The organism is Paramagnetospirillum sp. (genome assembly GCF_058402745.1).
The window spans coordinates 78,323-94,209 of record NZ_JBZVFI010000018.1 but is presented as its reverse complement, the minus strand read 5'-3'; the positions used below and the strand labels follow the sequence as shown (position 1 = coordinate 94,209).

General features: G+C 67.0%; 14 protein-coding genes. 13 read left to right on the top strand and 1 reads right to left on the bottom strand.

Annotated elements, in window-relative coordinates; all coding sequences use genetic code 11:
* Window positions 1-22 precede the first annotated feature (22 nt).
* On the top strand, window positions 23-1,864 hold the full coding sequence (gene thiC / locus ACV4UZ_RS16370; protein ID WP_491601854.1) for a phosphomethylpyrimidine synthase ThiC: 1,842 nt from the start codon (window positions 23-25) through the stop codon (window positions 1,862-1,864).
* A 338-nt stretch (window positions 1,865-2,202) separates the two neighbouring features.
* Here the strand turns inward: thiC and ACV4UZ_RS16365 are convergent, their stop codons facing one another.
* Window positions 2,203-2,352, bottom strand: a complete 150-nt coding sequence (locus tag ACV4UZ_RS16365) for a pentapeptide repeat-containing protein (RefSeq protein WP_491601853.1) — start codon at window positions 2,350-2,352, stop codon at window positions 2,203-2,205.
* Between the two features lie 165 nt (window positions 2,353-2,517).
* On the opposite strand from ACV4UZ_RS16365, the gene ACV4UZ_RS16360 reads away from it, so the two are divergent.
* From ACV4UZ_RS16360 to pobA, 12 genes are all read left to right on the top strand, one after another.
* Window positions 2,518-4,938 (top strand): bacteriohemerythrin, encoded by a 2,421-nt coding sequence (locus tag ACV4UZ_RS16360; protein WP_491601852.1) that lies wholly within the window; start codon window positions 2,518-2,520, stop codon window positions 4,936-4,938.
* A 569-nt stretch (window positions 4,939-5,507) separates the two neighbouring features.
* Window positions 5,508-6,395, top strand: a complete 888-nt coding sequence (locus ACV4UZ_RS16355) for a LysR family transcriptional regulator (protein WP_491601851.1) — start codon at window positions 5,508-5,510, stop codon at window positions 6,393-6,395.
* Between the two features lie 235 nt (window positions 6,396-6,630).
* On the top strand, window positions 6,631-7,722 hold the full coding sequence (locus ACV4UZ_RS16350; RefSeq protein WP_491601850.1) for a 4-oxalomesaconate tautomerase: 1,092 nt from the start codon (window positions 6,631-6,633) through the stop codon (window positions 7,720-7,722).
* Window positions 7,719-8,747 carry an amidohydrolase family protein gene (locus ACV4UZ_RS16345; RefSeq protein WP_491601849.1) on the top strand — a complete coding sequence of 343 codons (1,029 nt, stop codon included), beginning with the start codon at window positions 7,719-7,721 and terminating at the stop codon, window positions 8,745-8,747. Before ACV4UZ_RS16350 ends, ACV4UZ_RS16345 begins: the two co-directional genes overlap by 4 nt.
* Before the next feature lie 127 nt (window positions 8,748-8,874).
* Window positions 8,875-9,564: a 4-carboxy-4-hydroxy-2-oxoadipate aldolase/oxaloacetate decarboxylase gene (ligK, locus tag ACV4UZ_RS16340; RefSeq protein ID WP_491601848.1), complete on the top strand. Its 690-nt coding sequence runs from the start codon at window positions 8,875-8,877 to the stop codon at window positions 9,562-9,564.
* A gap of 126 nt (window positions 9,565-9,690) precedes the next feature.
* Window positions 9,691-10,620, top strand: coding sequence for a DUF1932 domain-containing protein (locus ACV4UZ_RS16335; RefSeq protein ID WP_491601847.1), 930 nt, complete (start codon window positions 9,691-9,693; stop codon window positions 10,618-10,620).
* A complete protein-coding gene (locus ACV4UZ_RS16330) occupies window positions 10,617-11,534 on the top strand; it encodes an amidohydrolase family protein (RefSeq protein ID WP_491601846.1) in 918 nt (305 codons plus the stop codon). Before ACV4UZ_RS16335 ends, ACV4UZ_RS16330 begins: the two co-directional genes overlap by 4 nt.
* Before the next feature lie 4 nt (window positions 11,535-11,538).
* Window positions 11,539-12,501, top strand: coding sequence for a Gfo/Idh/MocA family oxidoreductase (locus ACV4UZ_RS16325; RefSeq protein ID WP_491601845.1), 963 nt, complete (start codon window positions 11,539-11,541; stop codon window positions 12,499-12,501).
* Complete coding sequence (locus ACV4UZ_RS16320) at window positions 12,501-13,490, top strand: aldo/keto reductase (RefSeq protein ID WP_491601844.1); 990 nt, start codon at window positions 12,501-12,503, stop codon at window positions 13,488-13,490. Before ACV4UZ_RS16325 ends, ACV4UZ_RS16320 begins: the two co-directional genes overlap by 1 nt.
* A 14-nt stretch (window positions 13,491-13,504) precedes the next feature.
* On the top strand, window positions 13,505-13,858 hold the full coding sequence (locus ACV4UZ_RS16315; RefSeq protein WP_491601843.1) for a protocatechuate 4,5-dioxygenase subunit alpha: 354 nt from the start codon (window positions 13,505-13,507) through the stop codon (window positions 13,856-13,858).
* 1 nt (window position 13,859) lies between these two features.
* The gene (locus ACV4UZ_RS16310; RefSeq protein ID WP_491601842.1) at window positions 13,860-14,696 is read left to right on the top strand and encodes a class III extradiol dioxygenase family protein; all 837 of its coding nucleotides are present in this window, start codon (window positions 13,860-13,862) and stop codon (window positions 14,694-14,696) included.
* 14 nt (window positions 14,697-14,710) lie between these two features.
* Window positions 14,711-15,886, top strand: a complete 1,176-nt coding sequence (gene pobA, locus ACV4UZ_RS16305) for a 4-hydroxybenzoate 3-monooxygenase (RefSeq protein ID WP_491601841.1) — start codon at window positions 14,711-14,713, stop codon at window positions 15,884-15,886.
* The last annotated feature ends 1 nt before the right edge of the window (window position 15,887 follow it).

Sequence of the window (15,887 nt, the reverse complement as noted above, 5' to 3'; positions counted from 1 at the left end):
AACGCGCGAAGGAAGTCTGCCCATGTCCGAGTCCGCCCTGAAGATCACCACCGGCCCGCTGCCGGGTTCGCGCAAGATTTACGTCGAGGGTTCGCGCCCCGACCTCCGGGTGGCCATGCGCGAGATCGACCTGACCCCTGGCTGCGGCGAGCCGCCGGTGCGGGTCTACGACTGCTCCGGCCCCTACACCGATCCGGCGCTGTCGGTGGACATCACCAAGGGCGTGCCGCGCATCCGGGAGCGGTGGATCCTGGAACGCGGCGACGTGGAGCATTACGAGGGCCGCGCCCACAAGCCCGAGGATGACGGCCTGAAGCCCGGCGAGGTGATCGGCGTGCCGGTGTTCGACCGCGCCGCGCTGGGCCTGCGCCCGCTGCGCGCCAAGGCGGGCAAGGCGCCCACCCAGCTGGCCTATGCCCGCGCCGGCATCATCACCCCCGAGATGGAATACGTCGCCATCCGCGAGAACATGAAGCGGGCCGAACTCAAGGCCGCCATCGTCCGTGACGGCGAGGATTTCGGCGCCGACATCCCCGACGAGGTCACTCCGGAATTCGTGCGCGCCGAGATCGCGCGCGGCCGCGCCGTGCTGCCGGCCAACGTCAACCACCCGGAAGCCGAGCCCATGATCATCGGGCGCAACTTCCTCACCAAGATCAACGCCAATATCGGCAATTCCGCCGTGGCCTCCTCGGTGGAGGAGGAGGTGGAGAAGATGGTGTGGGCCACCCGCTGGGGCGCCGACACCGTCATGGACCTGTCGACGGGCCGCCACATCCACGCCACCCGCGAATGGATCATCCGCAACAGCCCCGTTCCCATCGGCACCGTGCCGATCTATCAGGCGCTGGAGAAGGTGGGCGGCAAGGCCGAGGAGCTGACCTGGGAGATTTTCCGCGACACCCTGATCGAACAGGCCGAGCAGGGGGTGGACTACTTCACCATCCATGCCGGCGTGCTGCTGCGCTACATCCCGCTGACCGCCAGGCGCACCACCGGCATCGTGTCGCGCGGCGGCTCGATCATGGCCAAGTGGTGCCTGGCGCATCACAAGGAGAACTTCCTCTACACCCATTTCGAGGACATCTGCGAGCTGCTGAAGGCCTATGACGTGGGCTTCTCGCTGGGCGACGGGTTGCGGCCCGGCTCCATCGCCGACGCCAACGACGCCGCCCAGTTCGGCGAGCTGGAGACTCTGGGCGAGCTGACCCACAAGGCCTGGGCCCACGATTGCCAGGTGATCATCGAAGGCCCCGGCCACGTGCCCATGCACAAGATCAAGAAGAACGTGGAGAAGCAGATCGAGCTGTGCGGCGAGGCGCCGTTCTACACGCTGGGGCCGCTGGTCACCGACATTGCGCCGGGCTACGACCACATCACCTCGGCCATCGGCGCGGCCATGATCGGCTGGTTCGGCACCGCCATGCTGTGCTACGTGACGCCGAAGGAGCATCTGGGCCTGCCCGACAAGCAGGACGTGCGCGAAGGCGTGGTCACCTACAAGCTGGCCGCCCATGCCGCCGACCTGGCCAAGGGCCATCCCGGCGCCCAGGTGCGCGACAATGCCTTGTCCCGCGCCCGCTTCGAGTTCCGCTGGAAGGACCAGTTCCACCTGTCGCTCGACCCGGAGAAGGCCCAGGACTTCCACGACCAGCACCTGCCGGCGGAGGGGGCGAAGCTGGCCCATTTCTGCTCCATGTGCGGCCCGAAATTCTGCTCCATGAAGATCAGCCAGGAGGTGCGCGACTTCGCCGCCGCCGAAGCAGGCATGGCCGAAATGAGCGAGAAATTCGTGGCCGAGGGCGCCGAGATCTACCACACCGAACCGGCGACCGCGCAAGCCGCCAAGCCGGCGGCGGAGTGATCCCTGCGGGCGGGACGCCCGCGCTCCGGGAGATGCCGTATCCTTGGAGCGCGGACGTCCGCCCGCTTTCCGCCCCTACCGCCCCCCTCGGCGCCGAACCGGCGGCCGCGCTCCGGGAGATGCCGTTTCCTTGGAGCGCGGGCGTCCCGCCCGCTTTCCGCCCTACCGTCCCCCCTCGGCGCCGAACCGGCGGCCGCGCTCCGGGAGATGCCGTTTCCTTGGAGCGCGGGCATCCCGCCCGCTTTCCACCCCTACCGCCCCCTCGGCGCCGAACCGGCGGCCGCGCTCCGGGAGATGCCGTTTCCTTGGAGCGCGGGCGTCCCGCCCGCTTTCCGCCCCTACCGTCCCTCCTCGGCGCCGAACAGGGTGGCCAGGGTCTCGGTCACCCTCTTCAGGCGGGCGCCGCGCAGATCGGCGTTTTCCAGCATGGCGCCCGAGAAGTCGCAGGCCCTGAGATCGGCGCGTGGCGCGGGAGGGGGACGGCTCAAAGTGGCATATGGCGCATATGTTAGGGACGGTTAATTCGCATTGCACGGGCATAAGTAGGTTTGCGAATTATCGTCAGTTCGCGTATTACCTATACTAAAAGGATGGATTTGCATTTTACGCATATGCAATTTGTCAATACGACTGTTCCTTTGGGGAGAACGATCATGGCAAATCTCAACGTTTCGGGGCGAATCTATGCGGGTTTCGGCCTGATCGTTCTGTTGCTTCTCGCCCTGGCGGGGCTGTCCATCTCGACCCTGGGCTCCTCCAAGGACCGGATGGACAGATACGCGGCGGTTTCCGACAACGCCCAGAGAGTGCTGAGCCTCAACGGCAACTTCGCCAACATCCGCCGCAACGTGATCGTCTTTGCCGACAGCGCCGATCCCAAGGCGCTGGAACAGATCAACCGGATCAGGTCCGAGATCGCCAAGACCTTGCCTGATTCCATCGCCGCCACCACCGATCCGGGACGCAAGGCCAACCTGACCAGGATGCAGGAGGTCTTCACCGCCTACATGGCCGGCTTCGACAAGGTGTCGGACCTGCGCAAGACCAAGCTGGAACTGGTGGAAAAGCGCATGAACGTGCTGGGCGCCGGCGCCCGCAAGGACCTGACCCAGATCATGAAGACCGCCATGGACGATGGCGATTACGAGGCCGCCGCCCTGGCGGGGGTGGCGCAGGAATCCCTGATGCTGGCCCGCCTCAGCGCCGTCAAGTTCCTGTCCGAGCCCAGCGATGAGCTGACCCGGGACGCCGAGAAGGAGGTCGCCGAGTTCGTCAAGGAGGCCGAGTCCCTGACCAAGCGGCTGCGCAATCCCGAGCGCAAGCGTCTGGCCGCCGAGGCCGAGGCCAACGCCAAGGTCTATCGCGACGCCTTCACCCAGGTTGTCGCCGCCACCCGCACTCTCGACACCCTGGTGTTCAAGGACATGGCCGCTCTCGCCGCCCAGTTCGCCGAACTGGCCGAGCAGACGGTCAAGTCCCAGGACGAGGCCATGGATCGGCAAAAGGCCGACACCGAGGCCGGCATGGCCCGGGCCGGCACCACCACCTGGGCCGGCGGCGCCATCGCCCTGGGTCTGGCCGTTCTGTTCTCCTGGCTGATCTCGCGCTCCATCGTGGTGCCGCTGGCCGCCATGACCGGAGCCATGACCGAGCTGTCCAAGGGCAACAAGACCATCGACATTCCGGCGCGCGAACGCACCGACGAGATCGGCGCCATGGCCCAGGCCATGGAAATCTTCAAGGAAAACACCCTGCGGATGGAAAAGCTGCAGGCCGAGCAGGAGGCGAACAAGCTCAAGGCCGAGGCCGACCGCAAGGCGGCGCTGCACCACATGGCCGACACCTTCGAGGATAGCGTCGGCAAGGTGGTGCAGACGGTGACCTCGGCGGCCACCGAGCTGCAGGGCGCCTCCAGCCAGATGGCCGGCACCGCCCACGAGACCAGCGCCCAGGCCACCACCGTCGCCTCGGCGGCGACCCAGGCCTCGGCCAACGTCGAGACGGTGGCCGCCGCCACCGAGGAACTGGCCGCCTCCATCTCGGAAATCGCCAAGCAGGTGGAACGCTCCCAGGCCGTGGCCGGCCGCGCCGAGCAGGAGGCAGAGTCCACCACCAACCAGGTTCGCGCCCTGTCCGAGAATGTCGGCCGCATCGGCGAGGTGGTGGTGCTGATCAACGACATCGCCGCCCAGACCAACCTGCTGGCGCTCAACGCCACCATCGAGGCGGCGCGGGCCGGCGACGCCGGAAAAGGTTTTGCCGTCGTGGCCAACGAGGTCAAGAACCTCGCCAACCAGACCGCCAAGGCCACCGACGAGATCGCCAGCCAGATCAAGGCGGTGCAGGAAGGTACCGGCAACGCGGTGAAGGCCATCGACACCATCTCCAAGGTCATCTCGGAAATGGGCGAGATCAGCGCCTCGGTCGCCTCCGCCGTGCAGGAGCAGACCGCCGCCACCGGTGAGATCGCCCGCAACGTGGAGCAGGCCGCCGCCGGCACCGCCGAGGTGTCGAGCAACATCAACTCGGTGGAACAGGCGGCGCGCGAGACCGGCCACGCCGCCGAGCAGATCAGCGAATCCGCCACCGACCTGTCCAAGCAGGCGGAATACCTGCGCTCCGAGGTCAGCCGCTTCCTGCATCAGGTGCGCGCCGACAAGGCGGATCTGAAGATCCTGGAATGGGACAACGCCCTGAACACCGGCGTGGCGTCCATCGATCGGCATCATCAGGAAATGTATAAGGAAATCAACCGCTTCTACGGCGAGATGATGAGCGGCAACGGCGCCGCCGCCATCCAGGGCATCCTGGGCCAGGTGGCCAGGGCGTTCGAGCCCCATTTCAAGGAAGAGGAAGAGGTGATGAGCCGCCACGGCTATCCCGGCATCGACGACCATCGCCGCCGTCACCGCGAGTTCTTCGAGAAGTTCGAGGCCCTGAAGCGCGAGGTGGAGGCCGGCAAGGACGGCGCCACCGGGCGGATGTTCCAGTTCGTGGCCTCCTGGCTGAAGGACCATATCCGTCACGAGGACGGCAAGGTCGCCGCCTTCCTGCGGGAAAAGAAGGTCGCCTGACGGGGGCGTTCGCTCATCCTCATTCACGTCATGGCCGGGCTTGACCCGGCCATCCACGTGGATGCCCGGAACAGGTCCAAAGCTGTCCAGTTTAGAACAGGGTGCGGAAAAACTCGTCTCAAGACGTCGTCATTCCCGCGAAAGCGGGAATCCATGCATCAGCCAACTGCATCTTGTGTTGATGCTGCCAAATTGTGTCAACATGGACCCCCGCCTTCGCGGGGGTGACGGGTAAATAGAGTGGCAGGCGAGTTATTCCGCACCCTGCCAAATTTCCATGAGAGGCCCGAATGGCAGAGCCGATGCGGGTTTCATCTGCTCCTGGAACAGGGATGATCACGGATTGTGGATATCCCATGTCCCCAACCTGGGGCAGGGCAGGGAGGTTAGCCGGGAACGAGAGCCTTTTCGTGTTTATCCGTGAGCGGTGCGAAGCACCGCATCCGTGACATCCGTGTCTCATGACTCCACGTCCGCCGGCTTTCGACCTTATCCTCTCGCCGCCCCCGGATTTGCCCGCGGGGGCGGCGCATGAGATCATGGCCGGACGCATTGGTCCGGAGGCCTTCTTGAACCTCAAGCAGCTGGAATACTTCGTCCGCGTCGCCGAACTGGGCAGCTTCAGCAAGGCGGCCATGGTGCTGGACATCGCCCAGCCCGCTTTGTCGCGGCAGGTGCGCCAGCTGGAAACCGATCTCTCCACCAACCTGCTGATCCGCACCGGGCGCGGCGTGGCGCTGACCGAATCCGGGTCGCGGCTGTTCGAGCATGCGGTGGGTATCCTGCAATCGGTGGAGCGCGCCACCGAGGACATGGAATCGGCGCGCGGCGAGCCGGCGGGGCGCATCGTCGTGGGTCTGCCGCCCAGCATCGGACGCCGTCTGATCCTGCCCCTGGTGGAACGTTTCCGCGCCACCCTGCCCAAGGCCCGCCTCGCCGTGGTCGAGGGGCTGTCCACCCATGTCACCGAGTGGATCGCCACCGGCCGGGTGGACCTGGGTCTGGTCCACAATCCCGAGCCCAACCCGGCCATCGAGGTGGCGCGGCTGCTGGACGAGCCCCTGGGGCTGGTGGGACCGGCCGGCGAAGGGGCGCCGACGCTGCGCTGGGCCGAGCTGGGCGCCTATCCCCTGATCCTGCCCGAACGCTCCCACGCCATGCGCAAGTTGCTGGAGACCCAGGCCGCCTTCGCCGGCGTGCGGCTGAAAGTGGTGATGGAGGTGTCGTCCATTCCCTCCATCCTCGATCTGGTCGCCGCCGGCCACGGCCATGCGGTGCTGACCGAGACGGCGCTGGCCTCCTGGCGGCGCGCCGGTGATTTCAGCCTGCGCCGGCTGGTGGACCCGTCGGTGGCCAGCACCCTGTTCATGGCCGTCTCGGCCCACAAGCCCATCACCCCGCTGGGACGGCGCGCCATGGCGCTGTTGCGGGATTTGGTCAAAACCGAAATAGGCTGAAACCGGCCGTCATCCCGACGACCAACGGGAGGAGGGATCTCATCCTGGCACGGCTTTTCAGAATTGGCTTCATCGGATCAGGCGGAGATCCTTCGCGTTGCTCAGGATGACAGGCGTGGCATATAACCGTTCCAGTTATAGCAATTTGCTATAGCTGAAAGTGCCTCCGGGGGGCTTGGTGGGCGGGCGCGATTTTGTCACCATGGCAAGGTCGAACGCTGGGAGGCCCGACACCATGCAGACTGCCATTCCTTGCCTGTTCATGCGCGGCGGCACCTCGCGCGGGCCGTTCTTCGCCGAGAGCGACCTGCCGGCCGACATCGCGCTCAGGGACAGGGTGCTGCTGGCGGTGATGGGTTCGCCCCATGCGCGGCAGATCGACGGATTGGGCGGCGGCCATCCCCTGACCAGCAAGGTGGGCATCGTGCGTCCCGGCACGACGCCGGGCATCGACCTGGACTTCCTGTTCGCCCAGTTGCAGCCCAATGCCGACACCGTGGACACCACGCCCAATTGCGGCAACATGCTGGCCGCCGTGGTGCCCTTCGCGCTGGAACGTGGGCTGGTCGGGCCCCGGGGCGACACCACCACGCTCAGGGTGCTGACGCTGAACACCGGCATGGCCTGCGACATCACCGTCCAGACCCCCGGCGGCCGGGTGGAGTACGAGGGCGCGGCGCGCATCGACGGGGTGCCGGGCACCTCGGCGCCCATCGCCATCAACTTCCTCGACACCGCCGGCTCGGTGTGTTCCGGCCTGCTGCCCACCGGAAGCGCCAGGGACGTGATCGATGGGCTGGAGGTCACCTGCATCGACAACGGCATGCCCATGGTGCTGTTCAGGGCCGCCGACATGGACCGCACGGGATCGGAAAGCGTCGACGCCATGAACGGCGATTCCGGGTTGAAGGCCCGCATCGAGGCGCTGCGGCTCAAGGCCGGGCACCTGATGGGCCTGGGCGACGTGACCTCGAAGAATTACCCCAAGATGTGCCTGATCGCCCCGCCTATGTCGGGCGGCGCGGTGGGAACCCGCTGCTTCATTCCCCATGTCTGTCATGACGCCATCGGCGTGCTGGCCGCCGTCACCGTGGCCACCGCCTGCGTGCTGAAGGGCAGCGTCGCCGACGGCATCGCCCGGGTGCCGCCCGGATCGGTGAAGACCGTCGCCGTCGAGCATCCCACCGGCGAGTTCAGCGTCGAGCTGGAGCTCGACCCGCAAGACCCGCAGAAGGTCGTCCGCGCCGCCTTGCTGCGCACCGCGCGGCTGCTCATGAAGGGCGAGGTGATGATCCCCGCCTCCGTCTGGGAAGGAAAACCCGCATGATCATCGACATTCACGGCCATTACACCACCGCCCCCAAGGCGCTGGAGGAGTGGCGCAACCGCCAGATCGCCGGCCTCAAGGACGCGTCCCAGGCGCCCAAGGTTTCCGAGCTGAACATCAGCGACGACGAGCTGCGCGAGAGCATCGAGACCAACCAGCTGGCCAAGATGAAGGAGCGCGGCTCCGACCTGACCATCTTCTCGCCCCGCGCCAGCTTCATGGCCCATCACATCGGCGACTTCCAGACCTCATCGACCTGGGCCGCCATCTGCAACGAGCTGTGCGCCCGCGTGGCGTCGCTGTTTCCCGACAATTTCATCGGCGCGGCCATGCTGCCGCAAAGCCCGGGCGTGGACCCCAGGACCTGCGTCCCCGAGATCGAGAAGTGCGTCAAGGAGTACGGCTTCGTCGCCATCAACCTCAATCCCGATCCGTCGGGCGGCCACTGGACCTCGCCGCCCCTGTCCGACCGGCACTGGTACCCCATCTACGAGGCCATGGTGGAATACGGCCTGCCGGCCATGATTCATGTCTCCACCTCGTGCAACGCCTGCTTCCACACGACGGGCGCCCATTATCTCAACGCCGACACCACGGCGTTCATGCAGTGCCTGACCTCGGATCTGTTCAAGGACTTCCCCGACCTGAAGTTCGTCATCCCCCACGGCGGCGGCGCGGTGCCCTATCACTGGGGCCGCTTCCGGGGCCTGGCCCAGGAACTGAAGAAGCCCCTGCTGCGGGACCACCTGCTCAACAACATCTTCTTCGATACCTGCGTCTACCACCAGCCGGGCATCGACCTGCTGACCAAGGTCATTCCGGTGGACAACATCCTGTTCGCCTCCGAGATGATCGGCGCGGTCAGGGGCATCGACCCCGAGACCGGGCATTACTACGACGACACCAAGCGCTACATCGAGGCGACGCTGAACCTGTCGGCGGAGGATCGCCACAAGGTCTACGAGGGCAACGCCCGGCGGGTCTATCCCCGCCTGGACGCGGCGCTGAAGGCGAAGGGCTTATGATCCCGCCGGCCCTGTCATCCTGAGGCGAAGCCGAAGGATCTTTCACGCGATTGCGGTGGCCGCCTCAGGCTGAAAGATCCCTCCTCCCTACGGTCGTCAGGATGACAGGCGAGAACAAGAGGCAAAAATGAGCATGAACAATCTGGGCATCGTGAAGCGCAACATCACCCGCGCCGACAAGGCGGCGGTGGAGAAGCTGTCCAAGTTCGGCGTCGCCACCATCCACGAGGCCATGGGCCGGGTGGGGCTGATGAAGCCCTACATGCGCCCCATCTACACCGGCGCCCATCTGTGCGGCACGGCGGTGACCGTGCTGCTGCATCCCGGCGACAACTGGATGATGCATGTGGTGGCCGAGCAGATTCAGCCCGGCGACGTGGTGGTCGCCGCCATCACCGCCGACTGCACCGACGGCTTCTTCGGCGATCTGCTGGCCACCTCATTTCGGGCCAGGGGCGCGGTGGGCCTGGTGATCGACGCGGGCGTCAGGGACGTGAAGGACCTGACGGCCATGAACTTCCCCGTCTTCTCCAAGGCCATCAGCGCCAAGGGCACCATCAAGGCGACGCTGGGCTCGGTCAACATCCCGGTGGTCTGTGCCGGCGCCAGCGTCAATCCCGGCGACGTGGTGGTGGCCGACGACGACGGCGTGGTGGTGGTCCCGGCTTCCATCGCGCAAGCCGCCGCCGACGCGGCCCAGGCGCGGGAAGACAACGAGGCCGCCAAGCGCGCCCGCCTCGCCGCCGGCGAACTGGGCCTCGACATGTATAAGATGCGCGAGGCCCTGGAAAAGGCGGGGCTCAAATATGTGGACTAGCCCGATGTGCCCACCGAACGCCGTCTTCGTCACCCCCGCGAAGGCGGGGGGCCAGGAGTCGCGGCCGTGTCGGTGGTGCACCCCCTGGATCCCCGCCTTCGCGGGGATGACGGAGAAAGACCAGTCATGACCCGGCCCGACAACCCTCTTCACTCTTCCCTCGGCCTGATCGGCTATGGCGAGGTGGGGCGCATCCTGGCCGAGGACCTGCGCGCCCAAGGGGTGCGGGTGCTGGCCTATGACATCAAGCTGGGTGGACCGGCCGGGGGTGAGCTGGTGGAACACGCAGCCCGCTTCGGGGTGGAGCTGGCCAGCGGCCATGCCGCCCTGGCGGCGGCTTCCGGTCTGGTGATCTCGGCGGTGACCGCGTCGCAGGCGGTGGCGGTGGCCCAGGCCTGCGCGCCGGGGATCAAGGCCGGGACGTGGTTCCTGGACTTCAATTCGGCCTCGCCCAAGGCCAAGATCGAGGCGGCGGGGCTGATCGCCGCCGCAGGCGGGCGCTTCGTGGAAGGCGCGGTGATGACCTCGGTGCCGCCCTACCGCATCAAGGTGCCGCTGCTGCTCGGCGGGCCCGAGGCGGGCGGGCTGGAGCCGGTGTTGAACGGACTGGGCTTCGCCGCCAAGGTGGCGTCGGACCAATTGGGCGTGGCGTCGGCCACCAAGATGTGCCGCTCGGTGATGATCAAGGGCCTGGAGGCCATGGTGATCGAAAGCTTCACCACCGCTCGGGCCTATGGCGTCGAGGACGCGGTGATCGCTTCGCTGGAGGAGACCTTTCCCGCCATGGAGTGGGAGAAGCTGGGCGCCTATCTCTTCCAGCGGGTGATCCAGCACGGACGTCGCCGCGCCGAGGAAGTGCGGGAAGTGGCCCGCACGGTGCGCGAGGCCGGCCTTGACCCCTTCTCCGCCGCCGGCACCGCCGAGCGTCAGGCCTGGGTCGCCGATCTGGCCGACGAAGGCGTGTTCGGGCCGAAGAGTGCCGCCGGCTTCGCCCGGTCGGGCGACTGGCGGATCGAGGCCGACCGCATCCTCGCGAAGATGAAGGACAAGCCATGACTTTCGAGAAGACTCCCGGCTGGCTCGACTGGTATGCCGGCCCGTCGGCGCCCGCCTTCACTCCGCCGCCCGGCGCGGTGGATGCCCATTGCCACGTCTTCGGCCCCGGCCACCTGTTTCCCTTCGCGCCCGAACGCAAGTACACCCCCTGCGACGCCTCCAAGGACCAGCTGTTCGCCCTGCGCGACCATCTGGGCTTCGCGCGCAACGTCATCGTCCAGGCCACCTGCCACGGCGCCGACAACCGCGCCATGGTGGACGCGCTGAAGTCATCGGGCGGCAGGGCGCGGGGCGTCGCCACCGTCAGGCGCTCGGTCACCGATGCCGAACTGGCCGAGATGGACGCGGCCGGCGTGCGCGGCGTGCGCTTCAACTTCGTGCGTCGGCTGGTGGACTTCACCCCCAAGGACGAGCTGATGGAGATCGCGTCCCGCATCGCGCCGCTGGGCTGGCACGTGGTGATCTATTTCGAGGCGGTGGACCTGCCCGAGCTCATGGATTTCTTCACGGCGCTCCCCACCATCGTGGTGGTGGACCACATGGGCCGCCCCGACGTGACCAAGCCGGTGGACGGCCCCCAATTCGGCCTGTTCCTGAAGTTCATGCGCGAGCACGCCAATGTCTGGAGCAAGGTCAGCTGCCCCGAGCGCCTGTCGGTCTCCGGCCCGCCGGCGCTCGACGGCGAGCGCGCCGCCTACCGCGACGTGGTGCCCTTCGCCCGCAAGGTGGTGGAGGAGTTCCCCGACCGGGTGCTGTGGGGCACCGACTGGCCTCACCCCAACCTGAAGGACCACATGCCCGATGACGGGCTGCTGGTGGACTTCATCCCCCACATCGCCCCCACCGCCGAGCTGCAGCGCAGGCTGCTGGTGGACAATCCCATGCGCCTTTACTGGCCGGAAGAAAGGACCTGACGCCATGAGCAAGCCCGTCAACATCGCCCTGATCGGCGCCGGCGCCTTCGGCGTCAAGCATCTGGACGCCCTGAAGGTGATCGATGGCGCCCGGGTGGTGTCCCTGGTCAGCCGGGCCGAGGACAAGCCCGAGGAGGTGGCCGCCAGCTACGGCATTCCCCATGTCGGCCATGATCTGGCCGATGCCCTGGCCCTTCCGCAGGTGGACGCGGTGATCCTGACCACGCCCACGCCGCTGCACGCCTCCCAGGCCATGTCCTGCCTCAAGGCCGGCAAGCATGTGATGGTGGAGATCCCCCTGGCCGACACTCTGGCCGACGCCGAGGCGGTGGTGGAACTGCAGAAGCAGACCGGGCTGGTGGCCATGTGCGGCCATACCCGCCGCTTCAATCCCAGCCACCAGTGGGTCCACAACAAGATCAAGGACGGCGGGTTCAACATCCAGCAGATGGATGTTCAGACCTATTTCTTCCGCCGCACCAACATCAACGCCCTGGGCCAGCCGCGCTGCTGGACCGACCATCTGCTGTGGCACCACGCCGCCCACACCGTCGATCTGTTCGCCTACCAGACGCAAGGCGAGATCGTCGCCGCCAATGCCATCCAGGGCCCCATCCACCCGACGCTCGGCATCGCCATGGACATGTCCATCCAGCTGAAGAGCAGCACCGGGGCCATCTGCACCCTGTCGCTGTCTTTCAACAACGAAGGTCCGCTGGGCACCTTCTTCCGCTACATCGGCGACAGCGGCACCTACATCGCCCGCTACGACGATCTGGTGGACGGCAAGGAGCAGCCCATCGACGTCTCCAGGGTCGACGTCTCCATGAACGGTATCGAGCTGCAGGACCGCGAATTCCTGGCCGCCATCCGCGAGGGCCGCGAGCCCAACGCCTCGGTGGCCAGGGTGCTGCCCTGCTACCGCACGCTCCACGCCCTCGAACAGCAGCTGAAGCAGGCCCCGTGATGGAAAAGCGCCGCGTGGGAGAGTTCAGCGTCACCGCCCTGGCCCTGGGATGCATGAATCTCAGCCACGCCTACGGCACGCCCCCCGGCCGGGACGAGGCGGTGGCGGTGCTGGACCGGGCGCTGGACGCGGGCGTGGATTTCTTCGACACCGCCGCCCTCTACGGCTTCGGGGCCAACGAATCCCTGGTGGGGCCGGTTCTGGCGCCCCATCGCCACCACATCACGCTGGCCAGCAAATGCGGCATGACCGGGGTGGACGGCAAGAAGGTGATCGACGGCCGCCCGGAGACCCTGAAGCGGACCTGCGAGGACAGCCTGACGCGCCTGGGCACCGATTGCATCGACCTCTACTACCTGCACCGCTGGGACAGGCAGGTTCCCGTCGAGGACAGCGTCGGCGCCCTGGCCGATCTGGTCAGGGACGGCAAGATCAGGGCCATCGGCCTGTCCGAGGTCTCGGCCGCCACGCTGCGGCGCGCCCATGCGGTCCACCCCATCGCGGCGGTGCAGAGTGAATACTCGCTGTGGACCCGCAACCCCGAGATCGCCGTGCTCGACGCCTGCCGCCAGCTGGGAATCGCCTTCGTGGCGTTCAGCCCGCTGGCCCGGGGCTTCCTCACCGGGCGGCTCACCGATCCGGCGACCCAGCTGGAGGCCAAGGACATCCGCCGCCAGATGCCCCGCTTCGACCCCGAGCCCTATGCCCGCAACCTGACGCTGCTCGACGGCTTCAAGGCGCTGGCGGCCGAGACCGGCTGCACCCCGGCCCAGCTGGCCCTGGCCTGGGTCCTGGCCAAGGGTGCGAACATCATCGCCCTGTTCGGCACCAAATCCCTCGCCCATCTGGACGAGAACCTGGGGGCCGATGGGCTTGCGCTTTCGCCCCAGACCGTCTCCCGGCTGGACACCCTCATCAATCAAACCACCGTGTCGGGGACCCGCTACAACGCGGCCATCCAGACGGAAATCGACACGGAAGAATTCTGAGCAGGAGGAAACACGTGGCACCCAAACCGAAGCGGGTCATCCCCGGCACCACCATTTTCGACGGCGACATGGCGCGCAAGGGCTATGCGCTCAACAAGATGTGCTACTCGTTCAACTCGGAAGCCAACCGCCAGGCCTTCCTGGCCGACCGCGAGGGCTATTGTGCCCGCTTCGGCCTCAACGCCGAGCAGACCAAGGCGGTGCTCGACCTCAGCGTGCTGGACATGCTGGCGGCCGGCGGCAACGCCTATTTCATCGCCAAGCTGGGCGGTATCTACAAGCTGGACATGCAGGACGTCGGCGCGCAGCAGACCGGCATGACCAAGGACGAGTTCAAGGCGAAGCTCGTCGCGGCGGGGAGGGACTGACATGGCCCGAATCGTCGGCGGCGTCTCCGTCACCCACGTGCCCTATATCGGGCGCGCCATCGCCAACAACCTGCAGCAGGACGAATACTGGAAGCCGTTCTTCGACGGATTCCCCCCCGTCCATGCCTGGCTGGACAAGGTCCGGCCCGACGTGGCGGTGGTGGTCTACAACGACCACGGCCTGAACTTCTTCCTGGACAAGATGCCCACCTTCGCCATCGGCGCGGCGCCCGAATACAGCAACGCCGACGAAGGCTGGGGCATTCCCACCGTGGCCCCGTTCAAGGGCGATCAGGACCTGTCGTGGCACCTGATCGATTCCCTGGTCGAGGAGGGCTTCGACCTTACCACCTGCCAGGAAATGCTGGTGGACCACGCCTTCACCCTGCCGCTGGAGCTGCTGTGGCCCGAGCGCAACGCGGCCCTGCGCACCGTGCCCATTTGCCAGAACACCGTGCAGTTCCCGCTGCCGACCCCGAAGCGCTGCCTCGCCTTCGGCCGCGCCATCGGCAAGGCCATCGAGGCGTGGGAGAGCGACGCCCGGGTGGTGGTGATCGGCACCGGCGGCCTGTCGCACCAGCTGGACGGCAAGCGGGCCGGCTTCATCAACAAGACGTTCGACCTGGAATTCCTGGACAAGCTGGTCACCGATCCCGACTGGGTCACCCAGTATTCCATCACCGATCTGGTGGAGCTGACCGGGACCCAGGGCGTCGAGCTGATCAACTGGCTGACCGCCAGGGGCGCCCTGGGCGACAGGGTCAGGGCCGTCCACACCAACTACCACATCCCCATCTCCAACACCGCCGCCGGCCTGATCGCCATGGAAACGGCGTAGGCGGGAGAAAAGCCATGCGTGTTCAAGTCGCCATCATCGGGGCCGGTCCGTCCGGCCTCATCCTCGGCCAGCTGCTGGCCAAGGCCGGCATCGACGCCGTCATTCTCGAGGCCCATACCGGAGACTACGTCCTGGGCCGCATCCGGGCCGGGGTGCTGGAGCAGGTCTGCGTCGATCTCCTCGACGAGGCCGGGGTCGGGGCGCGCATGCACGCGCAGGGACTGCCCCATCACGGCATCGAGCTGCTGATCGGGGCCAGGCGTCACCGCATCGACCTGCACGGCCTCACCGGCGGCAAGGAGGTGATGATCTACGGCCAGACCGAGCTGACCCGCGACCTGATGGACGCGCGGGCGGCCGCCGGCCTCAAGACCGTCTACGAGGCCAAGGAGGTGGCGGTGTCGGATTTCGACACCGACCATCCCCGCGTCTCCTATCTCAAGGACGGGGTGCGCCACGAGATCCTTTGCGACTTCATCGCCGGCTGCGACGGCTTCCACGGCGTGTGCCGGGCCAGCGTGCCCAAGGGCTCCATCCGCAATTTCGAGCGGGTCTATCCCTTCGGCTGGCTGGGCCTCCTGTCCGACACGCCGCCGGTGTGCGACGAGCTGATCTACGCCAGGAGCGACAAGGGCTTCGCGCTGTGCTCCATGCGGTCCAGGACCCGTTCGCGCTATTACGTCCAGGTGCCGCTGTCCGAGAAGGTGGAGGACTGGTCCGACCAGCGCTTCTGGGACGAACTGCGCTCGCGGCTGGATGACGAGGCGGCGGAAAGCCTGGTCACCGGCCCGTCGCTGGAAAAGAGCATCGCCCCGCTTCGAAGCTTCGTGGCCGAGCCCATGCGCTTCGGCCGCATGTTCCTGGCCGGCGACGCCGCCCACATCGTGCCGCCCACCGGGGCCAAGGGCCTCAACCTCGCGGCCTCGGACGTGCGCTATCTCGGCCGCGCCCTGATCGAGTATTACGGCGGCTCGACCGAAGGCATCGACCGCTATTCCGAGCGCTGCCTGCGCCGGGTCTGGAAGGCCGAGCGCTTCTCGTGGTGGATGACCAACCTGCTGCACGCGTTTCCCGACACGCCGCCCTTCGAACGGCGGGCGCTGGAGGCCGAACTGGATTACGTGGTCCATTCCCTGGCGGGGCGCACCACCCTGGCCGAGAACTACGTGGGGCTGCCCTTCGAGGATTAGC

Coding starts and splice junctions, on each gene's coding strand:
- ACV4UZ_RS16360 (WP_491601852.1), top strand. CDS start 2,518: ATGGCAAATCTCAACGTTTCGGGGCGAATCTATGCGGGTTTCGGCCTG.
- ACV4UZ_RS16345 (WP_491601849.1), top strand. CDS start 7,719: ATGATCATCGACATTCACGGCCATTACACCACCGCCCCCAAGGCGCTG.
- ACV4UZ_RS16335 (WP_491601847.1), top strand. CDS start 9,691: ATGACCCGGCCCGACAACCCTCTTCACTCTTCCCTCGGCCTGATCGGC.
- pobA (WP_491601841.1), top strand. CDS start 14,711: ATGCGTGTTCAAGTCGCCATCATCGGGGCCGGTCCGTCCGGCCTCATC.
- ACV4UZ_RS16310 (WP_491601842.1), top strand. CDS start 13,860: ATGGCCCGAATCGTCGGCGGCGTCTCCGTCACCCACGTGCCCTATATC.
- ligK (WP_491601848.1), top strand. CDS start 8,875: ATGAGCATGAACAATCTGGGCATCGTGAAGCGCAACATCACCCGCGCC.
- ACV4UZ_RS16320 (WP_491601844.1), top strand. CDS start 12,501: ATGGAAAAGCGCCGCGTGGGAGAGTTCAGCGTCACCGCCCTGGCCCTG.
- ACV4UZ_RS16350 (WP_491601850.1), top strand. CDS start 6,631: ATGCAGACTGCCATTCCTTGCCTGTTCATGCGCGGCGGCACCTCGCGC.
- ACV4UZ_RS16325 (WP_491601845.1), top strand. CDS start 11,539: ATGAGCAAGCCCGTCAACATCGCCCTGATCGGCGCCGGCGCCTTCGGC.
- ACV4UZ_RS16330 (WP_491601846.1), top strand. CDS start 10,617: ATGACTTTCGAGAAGACTCCCGGCTGGCTCGACTGGTATGCCGGCCCG.
- thiC (WP_491601854.1), top strand. CDS start 23: ATGTCCGAGTCCGCCCTGAAGATCACCACCGGCCCGCTGCCGGGTTCG.